The sequence below is a fragment of the Paenibacillus aceti genome, from assembly GCF_003614185.1.
In the GTDB taxonomy this organism is placed as follows: domain Bacteria; phylum Bacillota; class Bacilli; order Paenibacillales; family Paenibacillaceae; genus Fontibacillus; species Fontibacillus aceti.
This window is the reverse complement of sequence record NZ_KZ987724.1, coordinates 1,267,755-1,284,862: the sequence shown is the minus strand read 5'-3', so window position 1 is coordinate 1,284,862 and position 17,108 is coordinate 1,267,755. Positions and strand designations below refer to the sequence as shown.

The following is a 17,108-nucleotide window of genomic DNA, read 5'->3' as shown; positions in this document are numbered from 1 at the left end:
TCCCCCCTGCGTATCCAAGGTTAATATCTATTGTAATGATCCTTTCGTCCAAAGTGGTTATGAAATAGTTAAATTTCGCTGATTTTCGACAGGCAGGATGATATCGACCGTCGTCCCCTCTCCCACCGTACTGCTGATTCTTAATTCTCCGCGATGCAGTCGAATGATGCGATCTGATATGGCCAGACCCAAGCCGCTGCCTGCCGCATGCTGATCCGCCTTATAGAATTGATGCAGCACATGAGCCAGCTTATCCTCGGCGATCCCACTCCCCGTATCCTTCACCCGAATCAAGGCTTGCCCTTGCTTCATATGTGCGCTCACCAGGATGAGGCCGCCCGGATCGGTATGCTTGAACGAATTATCCAGCAAATTAATCAGCACCTGCTTCAGACGGTTTACATCAGCTTGGATAGGAGGAATCTGCTCATCGACTTGTATCTCCAATGCGAGCCCTTGCCTGTCAGCTCTAGGACCAAGCTGCTTGCCCATCTGTTGAAGCAAGGCTTGGAGATGAACCGGACTGAGCTGGAGGGTAATTCTTCCATTGTCCAGCTTCGAGAAATCCAGCAGCTCATCCACCAAATGAGTCAACCGCTCGCTCTCCGACTCGATAATATCCAGCCCTTCCTCCATCAGAAGCTGATTATCTTTCCCGTTGGCCTTCAAAGTGATCACCCAGCCCTTGATCGAGGTAAGCGGTGTTCTTAGCTCATGCGAGATCGAAGAGATAAAATCATTCTTGAGCTGCTCGGTCTTCAGGATTCTTGCGGCCATCATATTCAAAGTATCCGCCAGAGAGCCGAGCTCATCCTGATAACGCTTACGCACACGTATATCGAAATCTCCTTCTGTCATGCGGTCGGCAGCCTGCTTGAGATCCTTGATCGAGCGGGTGATGGTCCAGGACAGGAGCATCCCAAGCAGCGTAACGATCGCGAGAACGAGCAGTCCGACCAAGATCAGAATCAGTGTAATCTGCTTGACCGTATGCAGCGTCGTCGTCAAGGAAGTAGCGAATCGGACCTCACCGAGCGTTACATCCGCTTCATACTTCTTCAGCGGGTAAGAGACGGCTAAGACCGGTTCATGGGTGAGCGGGTCCTTCCCCCTCCATACTCCGGGCGTGCCGGTCATGGCTACTTGAACATCGGGATATTCGACCATGGAGATGCTGCCCATGCTTCTCTCGTACCCATTAGAATCCTGAAGCAGTTGGCCGGATGCGGTGATAATCTGAACCTGGGCATCTGAATTATACACGAACCCCTTCAATAGACGCTCAGACTGACTCTCCAGATCCTCTTCGGCGAAATATTGCTGAAAAAAAGAAGCAGATAGCTCTGCTTGATTAATCAGAATCCGCTCCACATTATGTAAATAATAAAATCTGACGGAGGCGATCAGAAAGATCTCCAGAATCAGAACGGTAAGAAAGATAACGACCACATAGCTTCCTACTAATCTCTTCTGTATACTCATCGCCTTATTCGTCCTTCCTCCAGCGATATCCGAGTCCCCATACCGTCTCAATCCAGCGAGGATGGGAGCAGTCGTCCTCCATCTTCTCGCGAAGCTTGCGCACATGGACATCGACCGTCTTCGGATCGCCGACGAAATCCTCCCCCCATACGAGATTCAACAATTCATTTCGTGACAAAGCCGTATCAGGCTGTTCGAGAAAGGTCCGCAGCATCTGGAACTCCTTCGGCGTCAGCTCGATGATCTCATCCTGCTTGAATACGCGATTGGAATCGAGATCGAGGCGGATCGGTCCAGACTGGAGAACCTGCCGCTGCGTTCGCACGCTAATGTCAGTACGGCGCAGTATCGCATGAATCCGAGCTACCAGTTCTAGAGGATTAAACGGCTTGACGATATAATCATCGGCTCCGATTTCAAGCCCCTTGATCTTGTCAAGATCCTGCCCGCGTGCTGTCAGGAAGACGATGATGACCCCTGGGTCCTCTTCCCTGATCCTTCGACAAATGTCGAAGCCATCGGCATCGGGCAGCATAATATCGAGAATGATTACATCGGGCTTATTCGTTTGGTAGCTCTCGATGACCGCCGCTCCGCAAGAAGCCTCATGTACGATAAATCCGCTATGGGTCAAATTAATAGAGATAAACCGGCGAATATGATCATCATCTTCCCCGATCAATACTTGATTGCGCGTTATAGTATCCAGGATTTGCACCTCCCAACCATGGATGCTAGTAAGGTCCTATCACCTTCTACGATAAAGTGGATATTACTCGAAATAGATAGTCTTGTCAAAAATAAGCGAACTTTATACAAATATATGGTACAATTATCATATACTAGTTTTTTGCAGATATAGAAAAAAAGAGAATTTAATAGATCGGGGGCCGAATTCTATTGTACAGATTGTCACGAAGCGAAGGGACTTTTACTGAGGAACTCTACAATAAGTATTACAAACGCATTTATACCTACTGCCAAAAACGCGTAAAGTGGCAGAACGAGCTGTCTGATCTGGCAGAAGATTGCACGCAGAACACTTTTCTCGAGGCTCATCGGCAAATCTCCCGCTTAAGATCTCATCCTAACATCGAAGGCTGGTTATATACTACAGCACGGAATATGATCAATCACTCCTACAGGAGCATGTACGCGAAGAAAAGGCGTGAGGTCATTCTCGATGAGACGATTTCCAACAGTTTAATGGAGCTGGATCAGGATCTGGAGCGTCTTTTTCATGAGCACATCAATTATGAAGCGCTCTGTAGTGAGATTCTGGGCAGGCTTAATGAGAAGGAATATGAATTATATACCGACTACTATCAGAACCGAATGTCTGTATCAAGCTTGTCTGAGAAGTATGGGATTACCGTCACTGCCACCACGACCAGAATTCATCGCTTGAAGAAGAAAATCAAGATGATCATTCATGAGCATTACAGCGATCATCTTGACTAGGGCAGGTCATAAGACTGAAGCCGCTTGTCATCTAGCAAGCTTCTATATTGCAGTTCTCCGTTTTTAATATGAAATTGATCGGTGTAGATCGATTCCAGCGGATGTACCTTGCCATCCAGTTCCTTATATACATTGAGCCGGTACTGATGATCTATATAGTAGATAGCCCCATTGTAATAAGCTAGCGCCAGTCCGGCTCGTACATCACGCGCTATCACCTTCTCACGGCCTGTACTCCGCTGAATCTGCACCAGTTCCGCATCCACTACATAATAGATATAATTTGGATTCAGAATCAGGCTGTACACGGGCGAGATGTTCCTGCTTATCTGTTCCATATCCTGCTGCTCGGATACAAGACCGAAGAAATCCTCGGTATTCTCGCGCAGACTGTTATATATGAGCTTCTGGTGGAAGTTCTTCAGATCGATACCATAGATGCGGATTCCTTCCTTGCCCAAGGTTTGGGTGACATAATAGCACCAATCATCGCGGACGAAGATGGTCGAGATCATGCCTTCTTGCCGGAAGGGTTCGCGCGTTAGCAGAATTTCTTCACCTGTAGCGAGATGTCGGGCCGTAATCAGGCTCTGCTCCTCATCCAGCTGAATCGCATACTCGGCGGTCTCCCCATAATTTCGCAATTCCCCCGCATCGAAACTAAAGACATCTTCCACCTTTCCCCGACTATCACAACCGGTGAGGATCAGAAAGCCGATGATCAGCAGGCTAAGTGGCAATGGGAGCTTAGTCTGCTTCTTATAGCGCAACCGCGATCTTAGCATATACCTTGAGTATTTCTTCAGACTATATAGATAGAGCAAGGCGATCTCTACGATATATCCGATCATCAGCAGCAGGAACACGCCCCTGCCGATCGCCTGGAATTTCACGAACTTCTCCACCGTGCCTTGATCGCTATAAGCGCTCTCGTAGACCGTTCCCCATAGATAGCCCGTACCCGCGAGCAGGCCCGAGGGCAGCGGGAGATAATAGAGCAGGGATTTCTCCGGGAACAGGATGTAAGGTAAGAAGATCAGAACGCTGCATGTAAAAAGAGTGATGATTGACCTTTTGCTGAGAATACCCACGCAAGCGATGCATCCGGCGAATAAAACTGCCCCGACTATGCGGATCAGCAAAAGGGCCAAGAATGCCTGCTTCAGCGTGACAGGATACTCGCTATTGGCGAAGAACTCGAGACTCTGAAGTGGGAAGCTCCCATGCGGCAGACCGATCATACCATCCAGGCAGAGATATTCAATGAAGGTAAAGATCATAGTAACGATCATCGCCAACATCGCCCCGATCACCAGCTTCGCAGCACCAGTCCGATATTTTCCTCGGGAGCTCGACAGCAGCAAGGCATCCATCCCACTCTCATATTCATGACAAAATAACGGGGTCAACACAATAATCAGACTAAGCAGCAGCACGAAGTCGGGCTTGCTATGACCGAGCAGCGTGCTCCACCCTCTCTCATCCATCAGATACCGCTCTTCCGGCGCCTCCTTGGCATAGTAATACTGATTATAGATTACGTTGAATACCGCACTGTTCTTCATTCGCTCATAGTATTGCTTGCTCGATGATTCATAGGCTTCCTGTGTGATTTCTCCGTCTTTCCACTGCCGCGCCAGTTCATCCAGCTCCGCGCCAGCATGGACGACCGCATAATACTCTGCTTGCAAGCGCTGCTCCTTCTCTGCCGTCAGCTTGCCTTCATACTGATTCATATAGGCGGCGTAGCCCTCCGGGTTCCGATTAATGATCAGGCTTGAATCATAGCCTTGCTGCAGGGTCAGGGCGATCTTAATCAGGATCATCAAGCCGAGGATGAGCAGTCCTTTTTGCTTGATCAATAATTTATGCCATTCTGGATACAGCATATTAAGCCCCCTCCTTTACGGCGAACCCTGTACTCCGGCTAAATCGGCTTGAGGTGCTAAATAGGCGGATCACCCCATACAGCACGATAGAGATAATCAGCTGTAGAATAACGCAGACGGTTAATCTGAGCACGAAGGTATACCCGATATTCACCCCAAGCAAGTCGATGAGTAGCTCATGACCTTTAAGCAAGCTGAACGGACTGACCAAGGCCCAGACCATATATCCCGCTTCAACGGAAGCGAGGTAACCGCTAGCATAAAGCCCGCTGATGAACAGCAGCACGCCCAGTAGATACGGATAGATCACGCGCTGGAATAATGCAGACAGCAGACAGAGCCCAAGTCCGGCCACAGCAAGTCCGATCATTTTCAATAAGATTAATAAAATATAAAAACCCCCGACCGAGAGCGAAACAGGCGTATATTGATAAGCTTCAATGGCATAGACCGGCATGCCGGCCCCGGAGAGCCGATAAAGAGCGGCGAATGTCGCCAGATTCACACCGGAGAACATCAGTAGCAAGCAGGCTATATAGATGAATGCCGACAGCACCTTGGCGAGGCCCATATTTCCCTTTCCTCTGCGACTAGACATCATTAAATCATCCATCTTGGTCTCTTTCTCATGGGCATAGATCGGCACAAGCCCCAGAAGCATAAGCAGCAGGATCAGCAGATCCGAGAAACGGTAATTGAACAGCAGCTCCCACGGCTTGCCATCATAAAAAACAGGGATCTTCCTTCCGCTGTAATGATCCTGAATATACTTATTCTTCGCTTGCTCGTAGCTGTTATTATAATTTTGGTAGAAGCTTACATTGTCCTTGGCTTTCACGACGACCTGTTCGATTTCCTTCTCATAGCTTGCTGCATATTTCATAGGTTCATAGAAGTATTTCGTGATCATCACATAGTCATTCCAGATATGTCCGGTGTACGTATCCGTCTGACCTTGCTCATTATAGGTTCCATCTGCTGTCAGAGCGCTTAACCGCTCATATTCATCACTGACGTAACGGGCCTTGTCGGCCGTTAACGGACCATCCAGCTGCCGATGCATCCGATGATAGAAATCCCATTCCACCTTCGTGTCGCGGGTATGCGGCATGAAGTAGCCCATTAACCCATCGCCGCTTACATAGCCCCGATAGATCATGCAGGCATTGAGCACCAGGAACAGGAGGATGGCAGCCAATACATAGCTTCTTAAATAGTTTTTACGGATCTCATAATAGACAAGCCTTAGCATACACGTGTACTCCTAATTTATTTTTCGAAAATAGATAGAAATACGTCCTCCAGGGAAGGTCGAACCTGGTGGCTCCTCCCCGACGGGGCTTCATCACTGACAATCCGCAGCAGGAATTCGCCATCCAGCCGCTTCACATTTCTGACCTGGTAGCTTTCGACCCATTCTTCTATTTCATCCTCAGCCACAATCACATCCCACACCTTCCCCTCGACTTGCTTCTCTAGCTGCTCTGGGGAACCTTGCATCACGAGCCTGCCTTTATTTAAAATCAGGATCTCCTTGGCGATATGCTCTACATCGGGCACGATATGAGTGGCCAGCAGCACCAGCTTGTCCTTGGACAAGCGGGAGATAATGTTGCGGAAGCGGATTCGCTCGCCCGGATCAAGCCCGGCGGTCGGTTCGTCGAGCACGAGAATATCCGGCCTGTTCAGAATCGCCTGGGCGATGCCGAGCCGCTGTCTCATCCCGCCCGACAGTGCGCCGACTCTCTTCTTGTAGGCAGCGGTAAGATTGACCTGCTCCAGCACTTCTTCGATGCGGCTGCTCACCAGACTCCGGGGGATCGCCTTCAGGGCGCACATATATTTCAGAAATTCATCGGTGCGGAAGTTCTTATAGAATAGAGGGTATTGGGGCAAGTAGCCGATGCGGTCCAAATACCGGGTCCCCATCTGCTTCACATCGACTCCATCCAGCAATATTCTGCCTTCAGTAGCCTCGAGGATTCCGATCAGAATGCTGATCAGCGTTGTCTTGCCCGCCCCGTTATGGCCTAACAGCCCGTAGACCCCTTCCGAGAGCGTAGCGCCAAAATCATCCAGAGCGCATTGCTTGCCATACCGCTTCTTGATATGCTCCAATCTCAGTTCCATTCCTATCATTCCTCACTTATAAATGAAAACAAATCATATTTGCCATCCTCGGTGAACAGGATCATGCTATATTCATTCGGATTGACGGCAGGCTCGATGCGGTATACCTCGCTCACCTTCTGCGCTGGGTGGTAGTCCTCTTCCTTGACTACATCACCTGTCTTCAGTTCGTACTGGCGGATGCGGTAGCTCGCGTCTTGCTTTTTCACCGCAAGCAGATATTTTCCATCCTCGGTCACTCTGGCCATCGTGCTCTCATCCCCATCCACCTGCAACGAAGAAGCCTCTCCTGTATGCCAGTCAAGCAGCAGAACCTGACCGCTGGATGTATCGTTAATAGGATTAATAACATCGGTAAAGCTGGCATATGGCTCCGATATTTGAATATCCGTGCCCAGGAATCGCTTGTAAGTATGCAGTTTGATTTTCGGGGAGGCTAGTTCAATAAATCCATAGCTAAATTCAGCTTCATCATGATCCGCCTGACTGCCGAAGAAGACGATTCTAGCATTATCCTTCGTAAAAGCGATTTTCTCCAGACTTACTGGATTATTCGTCTCATCTACGATCCTACTGAAATTTCCGCTGGCGATATCATATAAATAGAGGTTCGTAGTGCTGGCCCAGGCGATCTTACTGCCGTCGCTGGAGACTGCCATGAACGGCTCATTCTCAAGCAACTCCTGCGGCAGGACGGAGGTCAGGTCGATTTCCTTCTGCAGCTTCAATTCCTCATCATAAATCTGCAGCAGCTTGCCGTGAATATCTTGCGGAGTTGAGATGATTTCCAGTTCGGATGAGCGCTTTACATTCACCGGTTCATCTGCCAATAGCACCTCCACGGCATAGCCTTGATCCCAGCTCGCAATGTTCTTGGCGAAGCTCTTTTGATCCAGCGTAATAGCTTCCAACTCAGCATTCGCCGCAAGATCTAACAGAATAAGCTGATTCGTCTTATAGTCGAATTTTAACTCGCGGGATTGGCTTGTAACTTTATTCTCACTATTTATTTCCTTGCCGATGGTATCCACATTCTTGATCTCTTCCCCCGGGGAGGGCTTGGGCTTATCCTGGAAACAACCTGTAAGCAGCAAAACAGCGCCTAGCAGAATGAGCAGCGCCAAAAGAGGGGGATTTTTGAGTTTTTTCATAGTTCATCCACATCCTTTATTGGGTTAGCAAATACTGAAATGTAGCGATAGGTGAGAATTCTCGTCTGCAACATCGTGGAGTCTAATAACGTTAATAGTTATGTGAGGAAGATTAGTAGAGTGATAGATGCGTAAGGACCTGGTGATGGTGTGATTACATAAAATTGTGATATGGAATATAATATAATAATTACCATTAATTTGATTACACACGATAAATAGTAACATATAAATGTATTATAATCAATATTTTGGATAAAATGACTGTCTGTTCCTGTCCGTGCCCCTCGCATAAGCTCGAAAACTGCAAAATGCAGGCTTTTCACCCTGAAACCAAAAATAGCTGCGTCTCCGCAGCTAAATTCAGTTCAATTATACAACAGCAGCGATTTAGTCTTGAGTGGAGAGTTGTTGTTCGTTAAATAGTCTTTGCCGGAAACGACGGAGATCGCATAAATCGTGTTCAGCTTATCATAAGCACTCGTATCCAATTCGATCTCGACGGTATTCATCTTCCCCTTCTGCAGCGTAGTCTCGATATAATCAGCGCCCTTCACCTGAACCGGCGTATGATTTACAAAGATCGTGGTGCGATAAGTAGTCTCCAATCCGCCATATATGCGGAATTTCAGTTTAGCCTTTCCGTTAGCTGCGGTAATCAGATTTTGATCGGGATCTTCCGGCAGCAGCTCATTTACCGTCGTCTCATCGAGATAATCGGAGCTCCCATCCGTCAGAACCGTTTCTGCCTGATTTTTGATTTCTTCCGGGATATCCTCGGTAACCGCATCCTTATAAGGCTGCAGCATCTTATCTCCGCTCAGATCCGCCTGGAATTCAATTTCCTGCGATAAAGTCGCACTTAAGCTATGATAGATCCCATAATTGGGCTTATTCTCATTCTCAGGCTTGTAATCGGGCTGAAGAATCGTGGCGAATACGACGCCGACCTTATCGCCTTTTTGCCCGGAGACCGGTGTGAACACGATGTCGAACTCTTCTGTCTCCTCATACTTGAGCGAGAACTTATGCATCAGCTGTTCTGCACTCGGTTCAGCAGGATTCGCCTGGATTCTGTATGGCTGTGCCAATCCATCCACGAATACCAGCAAGCCGAAGTCGGAGCTGACTTCTTCATCAAGACCGGTCACTTTAAAAGGGATATGAACTTCCTCGCCTGTATACTCATACACCTGCTGATCATCATTAGGCGCCACAATTCCGTAACTGAACATGCCCATCCCAATCTGCGAAGGATCGTTTGCAAATATATCTGCCGGGGAATCCTCCCCAGGCGACGAGTTGAGGTTGTTATTTACCGTCGTTTCTTTGGCTGATCCAAAACAGCCCGCAAGCAGGAGACATAGACTGACCGACATCATTATAGCAAGCACTATTTTCCTCACATTAACACTCCTAGTAATTATAGTAATTTCCTTCAACTAGAAAAACTAGCATGACTCTGTAAGTGATACTCCACCTACATCGTCATGCTATTTCGGCACACTATTAAGTAATATGGATATTCATCAACTTAAATCTACGAATATGTTTGAAAGATTAGAACGTTTTTGCCAAATATTTAGCAACACTGCCGTTGCCTCTTGCTTCATGTGCACTGAATGCAGCCAGCTTCTTCGCCGTAAGATTAGTTACACTGATCGATGAGGAGCTTTTACCTGTTTCTGTTCTTGTTACTTTTCCGATCGTCTTGCCTGTTGCATTATCCTGAACTTCCAAGGCGGTGATTACTTTCGTGGAAGATTTATATTTCGCGATAGATGTATTAGCTGTCACGGATGATCCACTCTTCGTCAGAGTATAAGTAAATTTGCCAAATTCACTTGTATTGACCGATTCAGCGCTTGCGCTTCCGGCAAAGGCCATAACCATAACTGCAACTGCGGCACCTAGAACTTTAACTTTTAAATTTTTCATACACCTATCTCCCTCTCATTCTTAAATAGATTTCTATATATTACTTAATAAGTGCACCCGCGATTCATTCTGACTGAAATGCTAGTCTCTTACTGCTCCTACTCTTAAAACACCCCAAATGATAGTATGTCTTACAAAATATACCTTTCATATGATTACATTGCACAAAACTGGTGAAATCACATTATTTTGTAAAATAATTTTTGGACGATTGCAAAAAAAGCCCCAACCGCTAATTTACGGCTGAGGCGCAGATGTAAGCTATTCCTATTTCACAATAACCAGCTCTGGTTCTGGTACAAAGTGATAGTTCTGGTGAAGAGCGTCCTGGACGAGCTTAATCAATTCAATCACGTCAGCAGCCTTGGCGCCGCCGCGGTTCTGAATAACATTGCCATGTACGGGCGAGATCATCGCGTTCCCCCGTGCTGTTCCCTTCAGGCCGATACTCTCCACCAGCTTCCCGACCGGTGTCCCGATGGAATAATCATTCTTGAAGACCGAGCCGCAGGAAGGATAGTCGAAGTGCTTCTTCCCCGTCCGGTCGTGGACGACATTCATCATCGCCTCTGGAACAGAGAGTTGCTGCTGCTCAAGTCGGGTCAGATAGCTGCGATAGAAGCTGTAGAAGGAGCTGAGACTGGAATTGTCGATGCTCTCACGAACGAACGGTTGATTCAAATATGCTTCGATCCGTTCATAATGAAAGGCCGCCCCCTCCGATTTGAGCTTCAAATCCGCACCAGTAATGAACCAGGGACGATGCTGGAAGATCGACTGTTTATAAGCGAATTCGCAGTCCTCTACCTTAATGCTCTGAATCCCTCTCCCTGGCGCATCCAGATCGATATAGTATACCGTATCCAGGAAGTTACACATCACATTGTCAAAATATTTGGCGTTCATATAGACGCCCCCGCCTAAGGTTCCAGGCAGCAGAAAAGTAAAATGATAATCGGTAAATCCGCTTAACTCGCCGAATAAGGACAGCAGGGATAATGGAGTCCCGGCGGATACATAGAGCAAATCTTCTCTAGGCATGACTTCTATATGATCGCGCATCGATATATATAAGGTCTCTGGATCAGGATGATCGGGCAATAATAAGTTGGAGCCCATCCCGAACATGACCGTTTGCATTCCGCTGGATTTCGCTTGCTCCAATAGCAGGACAATCTCTTCTGTACGTCTAGGCTTGGCTACGAATCTGGCAACCCCTCCGATTTCATAAGTCGAATATTTAGACAAATCTTCATTCTCTTTGCATATCTCAGTTAGTCTGTGCTCCCAAAGCATGGGTAAGTCTCCTTTCAACAATAAAAAACCGCTAACATAGCGATTCTTTAAGTATAAAGAGTTATGGGTTCCTATACAAGATATGCGTTTATTTCTGATTTGCGCTTCCGACCCACGGGTATGATCCATAAAAGAAAGACCTTGAACGCCGGCGAAGCGGTTCAGGTCTCTCTTTCGAATTTATTTGAATTTTCGCAGCACAATGACGGCGTTATGTCCGCCAAAGCCGAAGGAGTTGGACATGCCGATCTCAAGTTCCTTACTTCTCGCTTCATGCGGAACATAATCGAGATCACAGACCGGATCGACTTCATCCAGATTAATCGTCGGCGGGATGAGACCAGCCTGCAGGCTCTTGACGAGAGCTATCGCTTCTACCGCACTGGATGCGCCGAGCAGATGGCCGATCATCGATTTATTCGCCGTTACGGGCACCTGCTTTGCCGCTTCGCCGAACAGCTTCTTGATCGCTTTTGTCTCCGATATATCTCCGATTGTTGTACTCGTCGCATGAGCGCTGATGACATCGATCTGCTCAGGCGTTACCCCGGCATCCTTAAGCGCCAGCTCCATGGCGCGGCAGGCCCCGATTCCTTCAGGATGCGTGGCTACCATATGATAAGCATCTGAGGTCGCTCCATAGCCGATCACTTCCGCATATATCCTCGCATTCCTGCGCTGCGCATGCGTCAGGGATTCCAAGACGAGAATCCCCGCCCCCTCTGACATGACAAAGCCGTCCCGATCACGGTCGAACGGTCTGCTGGCCTGCTGCGGCGCATCATTACGGGTGGATAGAGCCCCGGCATTGGCGAAACTGGCCAGGGAGATCTCTGTAATGGCCGCCTCTGTACCGCCAGCGATGATAATATCGGCTCCGCCAGAGCGAATCAGCCTCGTCGCCTCGCCGATCGCTGTATTGCCGACGGAGCAGGCGGTAACCGGTGACATCGTCGGCCCGGTCGCTCCGTACTTGATGCTAATGAGCGCCGCTGCCATATTGGAGATCAACATCGGCACCAGTGTCGGACTGACCCGCTGCGCTCCTCTGTTTCTTAGCTGATCATGCTGATCCAGCAGCGTCTGTATCCCTCCCACACCTGAGCCGACATATACGCCCATACGCTGCAGATCGATCTCTCCCAGCTGTAACCGCGAATCCTTCATCGCCTGATCGGCCGCCGCCATCGCGAACTGGCAGAAGCGATCCATGCGTCTGGCCTCCTTACGGCCGAACTCCGCTTCAGCGTCGAAATCTCTGACGATCCCGGCAATCTTCGCCTTATGCGCCGACGTATCGAATATATCAATCGGTGAAATCCCTGATTTACCTTGTGTCAAGCTGCTCCAGAAGCTCTCGACATCATTACCGACTGGAGAGATGACACCCATTCCCGTAACCACTACTCGTTCCATAACTTATCCATCCTTTCCCCTCTTGCCTAATCCTTTCGTCCAACATCCTAATATATGGTTCATCTAATCGTATTCTAGCGTGTTTATGCGACAAGCCACCTTCCATTATCCATCTTGTCACTTTATTTATGCTATTACAAGTTGTATATTATCATAGTATAAAGAGTACCAGCTTAATGATGTTCTGGAGGGTGAACGATAGATGAAGGACCAAGGACGGCTTCAAGCCTTGTCGGAATTTCTAAAATATAGCCGGGCGAAGATTTCCCCGGAATCGGTCGGCTTCGCGCACGGCACACGCAGGCGGACTCCCGGGCTGCGCCGGGAGGAGGTCGCCCAGTTGGCCGGAGTTAGCGCAACCTGGTACACATGGCTTGAGCAAGGCCGGGATATTCAAGTGTCTGCTTCTGTACTGGATTGCGTTGCTACCGCACTGAAGTTAACGGGGGATGAGCGTAAATATCTGTTCGCCCTGGCTATGGGTCCCGTCTCTCCTGCTGCCCGGCCCAAGGACACTTTCGCGGAGATCAGCCCTGCTCTGATCAAGATCATTCAGGAGCTACGCTACTGCCCGGCGATTATCAATGACCGCCACTATAATATCGTCGCCTGGAATGCAGCGGCTTCCCAGGTGTTCGTCAATTTCGATCAGATTCCCTTTGAACAGAGGAATATGATTTCTTTACTGTTTACGAGGAAGGAATTACGGCGGCTTGCCGTGAACTGGGAGGATTTCGTCAGCGGATTTCTGGCCATATTCCGCGCCTATTACGGACAGTACGTAGAGGATGAATGGTATGAACAATTCATTAATGAGATGAACGAAGCCGCGCCGGAGTTCAACACCTTATGGCAGCAGAGCAAGGTTAGCACCGCGCCAGAGGTGCTGATTGAATTCAGGCACGCCAAAGCTGGCAAAATGCTGTTCCACCTCACTTCCTTTCAGGTGCAGGGCGAGACGGACTTACGCTGCAGCATCTACACCCCAGCGCCCGAATCGAACACTGAGAATAAATTGAGAAGATTACTGACGAAGCAATCATGAGCAGTGAAAAATAGGGGCTGTCCAACCTTTTTTGTGGGCAAAGCCACAATCTCAAACTCCGTATTAATCGCTTCGACTTCAATCTCTGTACAATCCATTAAGCTTGCGTGGCGCAAGAGACAAACACGGTCGGTCAGAACCCTCCGCTAATCTAGCGGTCAAAAATGTCCGTTAGAGCCTGAAAACAACAACTCTGCTCCTCTAACGGACACTTTTGACCCTTAGAAGCACAAAATGCCATTTTTCGTGGCTATTGCCCTTGTAACGGACATTTTTGACCGTTACAAGGGCAGGAGTGCCACAGAATCAACGCTAACGGACATTGATGTCCGTGTCCGAGTGATCCGACCAGAACAGGGGGCTGTTCATATCTTTGGGCACGCTTGGGTACGCAAAAGAGGCGTCTCCAAGTCGGAAGATCGACTTATGAGACAGCTGGTTTCTTAGCCTTTTAGTAACTTATGCTTCAACGAATCGATCTCATCCGCAAGTAGGCCATTACCGGATAAATACTGCTCCGCTCCGCCATAGACAGAATAGAGATGATCCAGCATGATCTCCATATTCTCTGGCGCGCTGCCCATGAATAGGCGGAATTCAGCCTCGCTCATCTCCGCTGGACGATGCGCCAGAAGCTCATCCATGATCGGTGCCAGATTGGTTTCCGTCTCCGCATAATCGCTGATGATCGTCTCCCTTGGCACCTCCGCCAGATCGAGCAGCAGCGCAGCTACAACGCCTGTTCTATCCTTACCGGCTGAGCAGTGGAACAAGAGCCCCTCCTTCACCGTTGCGATCAGACGGAACACCTCAATCAATAATGAGTTGCTTTGATCCAGCAGAATCTTGTACATATCACTTAAGTTGCTGATCTCGCTCAGCTTGGTAGTAGCCGGGTTAACTAGTGAGATATTGTGATAGTCAACCTCGCTGTGCTCCGCGAATACATCCTTCTTGGCCGCAGTTTCATCATCGAAGCGTAGATCAACAATCGTCTTGACGCCTAGCCCCAGAATCGTCTCTTGATCCCGCTGCGAAAGCTGATGCAGACCATCCGCACGGAACAAGCGTCCACGCTGCACTATAGCCCCGGATAACGTCCTATATCCACCAATATCACGCACATTGTAAGCTCCGTCTAATTTAAGCAAACGTTCCATGCCATTCATTGCCATCGTCAATAAACTTACCGCCTTTCCCCCATCCATTGCTGGATGCTATAATATCAGTCACTCTATTCACATCTTCCTACTACAAATTATAGGAAATGCACCTCTTGTCCGTCAATTTTAAGTGACAGCGGCAGTGTTTAGGCGGTGCTTATTTCGACAAAGGCGGCGTCCCTGAGTTACTTGCTGCTAAAGATAAGGTAGCGGATAGTGGGACTTGGTGCTCTTCAAAACAGGTGTCCCGCCGCAATAGCTGAGCAACTGAATCGCACCATCTCCGCCGCACAGACCAAAAAAGATGCAAATATGCGGGCTTTGGCGCATGAATCCACCTGTTACGAGTAAAAGCCTGCAGAAGTGCAGGCTTTTACTCGTATTTCCTTCGAATCAAGCTCATCCGGAGCAAATTCCTGCATTTTCGCAGGAATTTTCCACTTTAGGGCGCTGGGTAGAAGTAATTCCTGCCTATTTGCAGGAATTTACCCTCGCGGCCCCCCCACCCTTGCGAAGTTACTCCTCTATCTCCCTACGCCACCCCCGACGGTCTCGCTGCCCTGATTTCGGGCCGGTGCTGGAGCGGCTGGCGTTTTTCTTCGCGGCGATTCTTTCTTTTCTCATCTGGAACTGGATCTCACGCTGCATCTTATGATAATTATCCAGTCGCTTCTGATCCAGAGTCCCATCCTGCACGGCCTGTAACACCGCACATCCCTTCTCGCGCCGATGCTGGCAATCGCTGAACAGACAATCTTCCTTCAGATGCTCGATATCCTCGAAGGTCCGTTCCAGCCCGCCGTCATTATCCCAGATCGACAGCTCGCGCATCCCCGGAGTATCGATCAGTACGCCGCCCTGCGGCAGCAGGAACAACTCCCTGTGCGTCGTCGTATGCCGGCCTCGACTATCTTCCTCCCGCACCTCTTGCGTAAGCTGTATCTCAGCCCCCGTCAACCAGTTAATAAGCGTCGATTTCCCGCTCCCTGAGGACCCGGCGAGAGCAATCGTCGTCCCGGGCGAGACGTAAGCTTCGAGCCGTTCCCTCCCGATTCCCAGATGCGCCGACACGCTGATGATCGGCACTCCGGGGGCAATCATCTCCGTCTCAGCTACATAGGATGGAACATCCTCGCACAGATCACTCTTGCTGAGGACGATGACCGGATTCACCCCGCTGTTCCAGGCCATGATCAAATACCGTTCGATGCGGCGCACATTAAAATCATGATTCAAGGCGCAGACGATGAACAGCGTATCCACATTGGCTGCTATAACCTGTTCCTTCGTCTCAAAGCCGGCGGCTTGCCTGACGATTAAGCTTTTCCGCTCCAGTACTTCATGAATCACCGCATCATCGCCCTCATTCATCATCTTGACAGCAACCCAATCTCCGACACCGGGATAGCTTCTCTGCTCTTTGCATCTAAGTCTGGCCTTGCCGGATAAGGCGGCCCAGCTCGTTCCTCGCTCGCTGCGAATCTCATACTTCTGTCCGTAATCGGCGACAATTCGTGCAGGCTCGATCCCATCTGCCCTGGCGGCCCCATTGAATCCATGGACTCCATCCGCAACTTCAGCTCCATAGCCGCCCTCTTTTAACCGATCCCCATCATATTTCTCCGCTACACTTAACCACTTCGGCTGCCAATCTGCCGTCCAACCAAAGGCCTTCAATGACTCGTATTCCATTTTAATGATATATTCTCCCTTCGTATTCCCCTGAACAGACCAGGAGACCGTAAGGTCATTTCTGCGCATAGCCACTTCACACTAGCCCCATCGATTCACTCCCGTCCTAGCGACAGACAGTCAACAGGCTGTTGACAGGACTGATCTCACAGACACATCAAAAAGCACCCGCAGAAATCCCTCTACGGATGCTCCATGTACAGCTTGTGTATACGATAGTCCGCCTATTTCACATCATGAAATAAGCAGCCTACCTCTATCAAAAGACTGCAGTCCGCTCGGGAGACTCTATGTTATCAGCAACAAACACGACGAAACCAATCCACTCAGCAAATATCTGTTTACTCATATACAATCGCCTCCTTCAGCATTTCTCACAGTGTACTGAACAACGCCAAACTCCGTCAATGGACAGAATAACTATAATGATCTTTTGGCTCGGGAG

The 17,108-nt window shown here is 48.9% G+C and carries 14 protein-coding genes; 2 read left to right on the top strand and 12 right to left on the bottom strand.

All coding sequences use genetic code 11. The annotated features are described in order from the left end of the window. Window positions 1-57: 57 nt before the first annotated feature. Window positions 58-1,482 carry a sensor histidine kinase gene (locus BFJ94_RS05735; RefSeq protein ID WP_120461796.1) on the bottom strand — a complete coding sequence of 475 codons (1,425 nt, stop codon included), beginning with the start codon at window positions 1,480-1,482 and terminating at the stop codon, window positions 58-60. 4 nt (window positions 1,483-1,486) lie between these two features. Further along, window positions 1,487-2,200 carry a response regulator transcription factor gene (locus BFJ94_RS05730; protein ID WP_229716972.1) on the bottom strand — a complete coding sequence of 238 codons (714 nt, stop codon included), beginning with the start codon at window positions 2,198-2,200 and terminating at the stop codon, window positions 1,487-1,489. 182 nt (window positions 2,201-2,382) lie between these two features. Between BFJ94_RS05730 and BFJ94_RS05725 the strand changes: the two genes are divergently transcribed. Then, a complete protein-coding gene (locus tag BFJ94_RS05725; protein ID WP_120461795.1) occupies window positions 2,383-2,943 on the top strand; it encodes an RNA polymerase sigma factor in 561 nt (186 codons plus the stop codon). Here the strand turns inward: BFJ94_RS05725 and BFJ94_RS05720 are convergent. From BFJ94_RS05720 to fabF, 8 genes are all read right to left on the bottom strand, one after another. Further along, on the bottom strand, window positions 2,940-4,832 hold the full coding sequence (locus BFJ94_RS05720; protein WP_120461794.1) for an ABC transporter permease: 1,893 nt from the start codon (window positions 4,830-4,832) through the stop codon (window positions 2,940-2,942). The two genes, BFJ94_RS05725 and BFJ94_RS05720, sit on opposite strands and share 4 nt — an antisense overlap. A 1-nt stretch (window position 4,833) precedes the next feature. Beyond that, a complete protein-coding gene (locus tag BFJ94_RS05715; RefSeq protein WP_120461793.1) occupies window positions 4,834-6,084 on the bottom strand; it encodes a hypothetical protein in 1,251 nt (416 codons plus the stop codon). 17 nt (window positions 6,085-6,101) lie between these two features. Further along, window positions 6,102-6,962, bottom strand: a complete 861-nt coding sequence (locus BFJ94_RS05710) for an ABC transporter ATP-binding protein (RefSeq protein WP_120461792.1) — start codon at window positions 6,960-6,962, stop codon at window positions 6,102-6,104. Window positions 6,963-6,967: 5 nt separating this feature from the next. Beyond that, the gene (locus BFJ94_RS05705) at window positions 6,968-8,113 is read right to left on the bottom strand and encodes a TolB-like translocation protein (protein WP_120461791.1); all 1,146 of its coding nucleotides are present in this window, start codon (window positions 8,111-8,113) and stop codon (window positions 6,968-6,970) included. A gap of 368 nt (window positions 8,114-8,481) precedes the next feature. Next, complete coding sequence (locus BFJ94_RS05700; RefSeq protein ID WP_162944195.1) at window positions 8,482-9,519, bottom strand: hypothetical protein; 1,038 nt, start codon at window positions 9,517-9,519, stop codon at window positions 8,482-8,484. A gap of 154 nt (window positions 9,520-9,673) precedes the next feature. Further along, on the bottom strand, window positions 9,674-10,051 hold the full coding sequence (locus BFJ94_RS05695) for a hypothetical protein (RefSeq protein ID WP_120461789.1): 378 nt from the start codon (window positions 10,049-10,051) through the stop codon (window positions 9,674-9,676). Between the two features lie 267 nt (window positions 10,052-10,318). Further along, on the bottom strand, window positions 10,319-11,347 hold the full coding sequence (gene murB / locus BFJ94_RS05690; RefSeq protein ID WP_120461788.1) for a UDP-N-acetylmuramate dehydrogenase: 1,029 nt from the start codon (window positions 11,345-11,347) through the stop codon (window positions 10,319-10,321). Between the two features lie 180 nt (window positions 11,348-11,527). Then, window positions 11,528-12,763: a beta-ketoacyl-ACP synthase II gene (gene fabF, locus BFJ94_RS05685; protein ID WP_120461787.1), complete on the bottom strand. Its 1,236-nt coding sequence runs from the start codon at window positions 12,761-12,763 to the stop codon at window positions 11,528-11,530. A 202-nt stretch (window positions 12,764-12,965) separates the two neighbouring features. On the opposite strand from fabF, the gene BFJ94_RS05680 reads away from it, so the two are divergent. Then, entirely contained in the window at window positions 12,966-13,808 is an 843-nt protein-coding gene (locus BFJ94_RS05680; RefSeq protein WP_120461786.1) for a helix-turn-helix transcriptional regulator, read from the top strand. Window positions 13,809-14,251: 443 nt separating this feature from the next. Here the strand turns inward: BFJ94_RS05680 and BFJ94_RS05670 are convergent, their stop codons facing one another. Together BFJ94_RS05670 and rsgA are read right to left on the bottom strand one after the other, a co-directional pair. After that, window positions 14,252-14,983 (bottom strand): tyrosine-protein phosphatase, encoded by a 732-nt coding sequence (locus tag BFJ94_RS05670; protein ID WP_240431934.1) that lies wholly within the window; start codon window positions 14,981-14,983, stop codon window positions 14,252-14,254. A gap of 504 nt (window positions 14,984-15,487) precedes the next feature. Then, on the bottom strand, window positions 15,488-16,732 hold the full coding sequence (rsgA, locus tag BFJ94_RS05665; protein WP_229716985.1) for a ribosome small subunit-dependent GTPase A: 1,245 nt from the start codon (window positions 16,730-16,732) through the stop codon (window positions 15,488-15,490). Window positions 16,733-17,108 lie beyond the last annotated feature (376 nt).

Excerpts from the sequence above, each read along its gene's own strand:
- BFJ94_RS05735 (WP_120461796.1), bottom strand. The coding sequence starts at position 1,482 with ATGAGTATACAGAAGAGATTAGTAGGAAGCTATGTGGTCGTTATCTTT.
- BFJ94_RS05720 (WP_120461794.1), bottom strand. The coding sequence starts at position 4,832 with ATGCTGTATCCAGAATGGCATAAATTATTGATCAAGCAAAAAGGACTG.
- BFJ94_RS05715 (WP_120461793.1), bottom strand. The coding sequence starts at position 6,084 with ATGCTAAGGCTTGTCTATTATGAGATCCGTAAAAACTATTTAAGAAGC.
- BFJ94_RS05710 (WP_120461792.1), bottom strand. The coding sequence starts at position 6,962 with ATGGAACTGAGATTGGAGCATATCAAGAAGCGGTATGGCAAGCAATGC.
- BFJ94_RS05705 (WP_120461791.1), bottom strand. The coding sequence starts at position 8,113 with ATGAAAAAACTCAAAAATCCCCCTCTTTTGGCGCTGCTCATTCTGCTA.
- BFJ94_RS05695 (WP_120461789.1), bottom strand. The coding sequence starts at position 10,051 with ATGAAAAATTTAAAAGTTAAAGTTCTAGGTGCCGCAGTTGCAGTTATG.
- murB (WP_120461788.1), bottom strand. The coding sequence starts at position 11,347 with ATGCTTTGGGAGCACAGACTAACTGAGATATGCAAAGAGAATGAAGAT.
- fabF (WP_120461787.1), bottom strand. The coding sequence starts at position 12,763 with ATGGAACGAGTAGTGGTTACGGGAATGGGTGTCATCTCTCCAGTCGGT.
- BFJ94_RS05680 (WP_120461786.1), top strand. The coding sequence starts at position 12,966 with ATGAAGGACCAAGGACGGCTTCAAGCCTTGTCGGAATTTCTAAAATAT.
- BFJ94_RS05670 (WP_240431934.1), bottom strand. The coding sequence starts at position 14,983 with ATGGCAATGAATGGCATGGAACGTTTGCTTAAATTAGACGGAGCTTAC.
- rsgA (WP_229716985.1), bottom strand. The coding sequence starts at position 16,732 with ATGCGCAGAAATGACCTTACGGTCTCCTGGTCTGTTCAGGGGAATACG.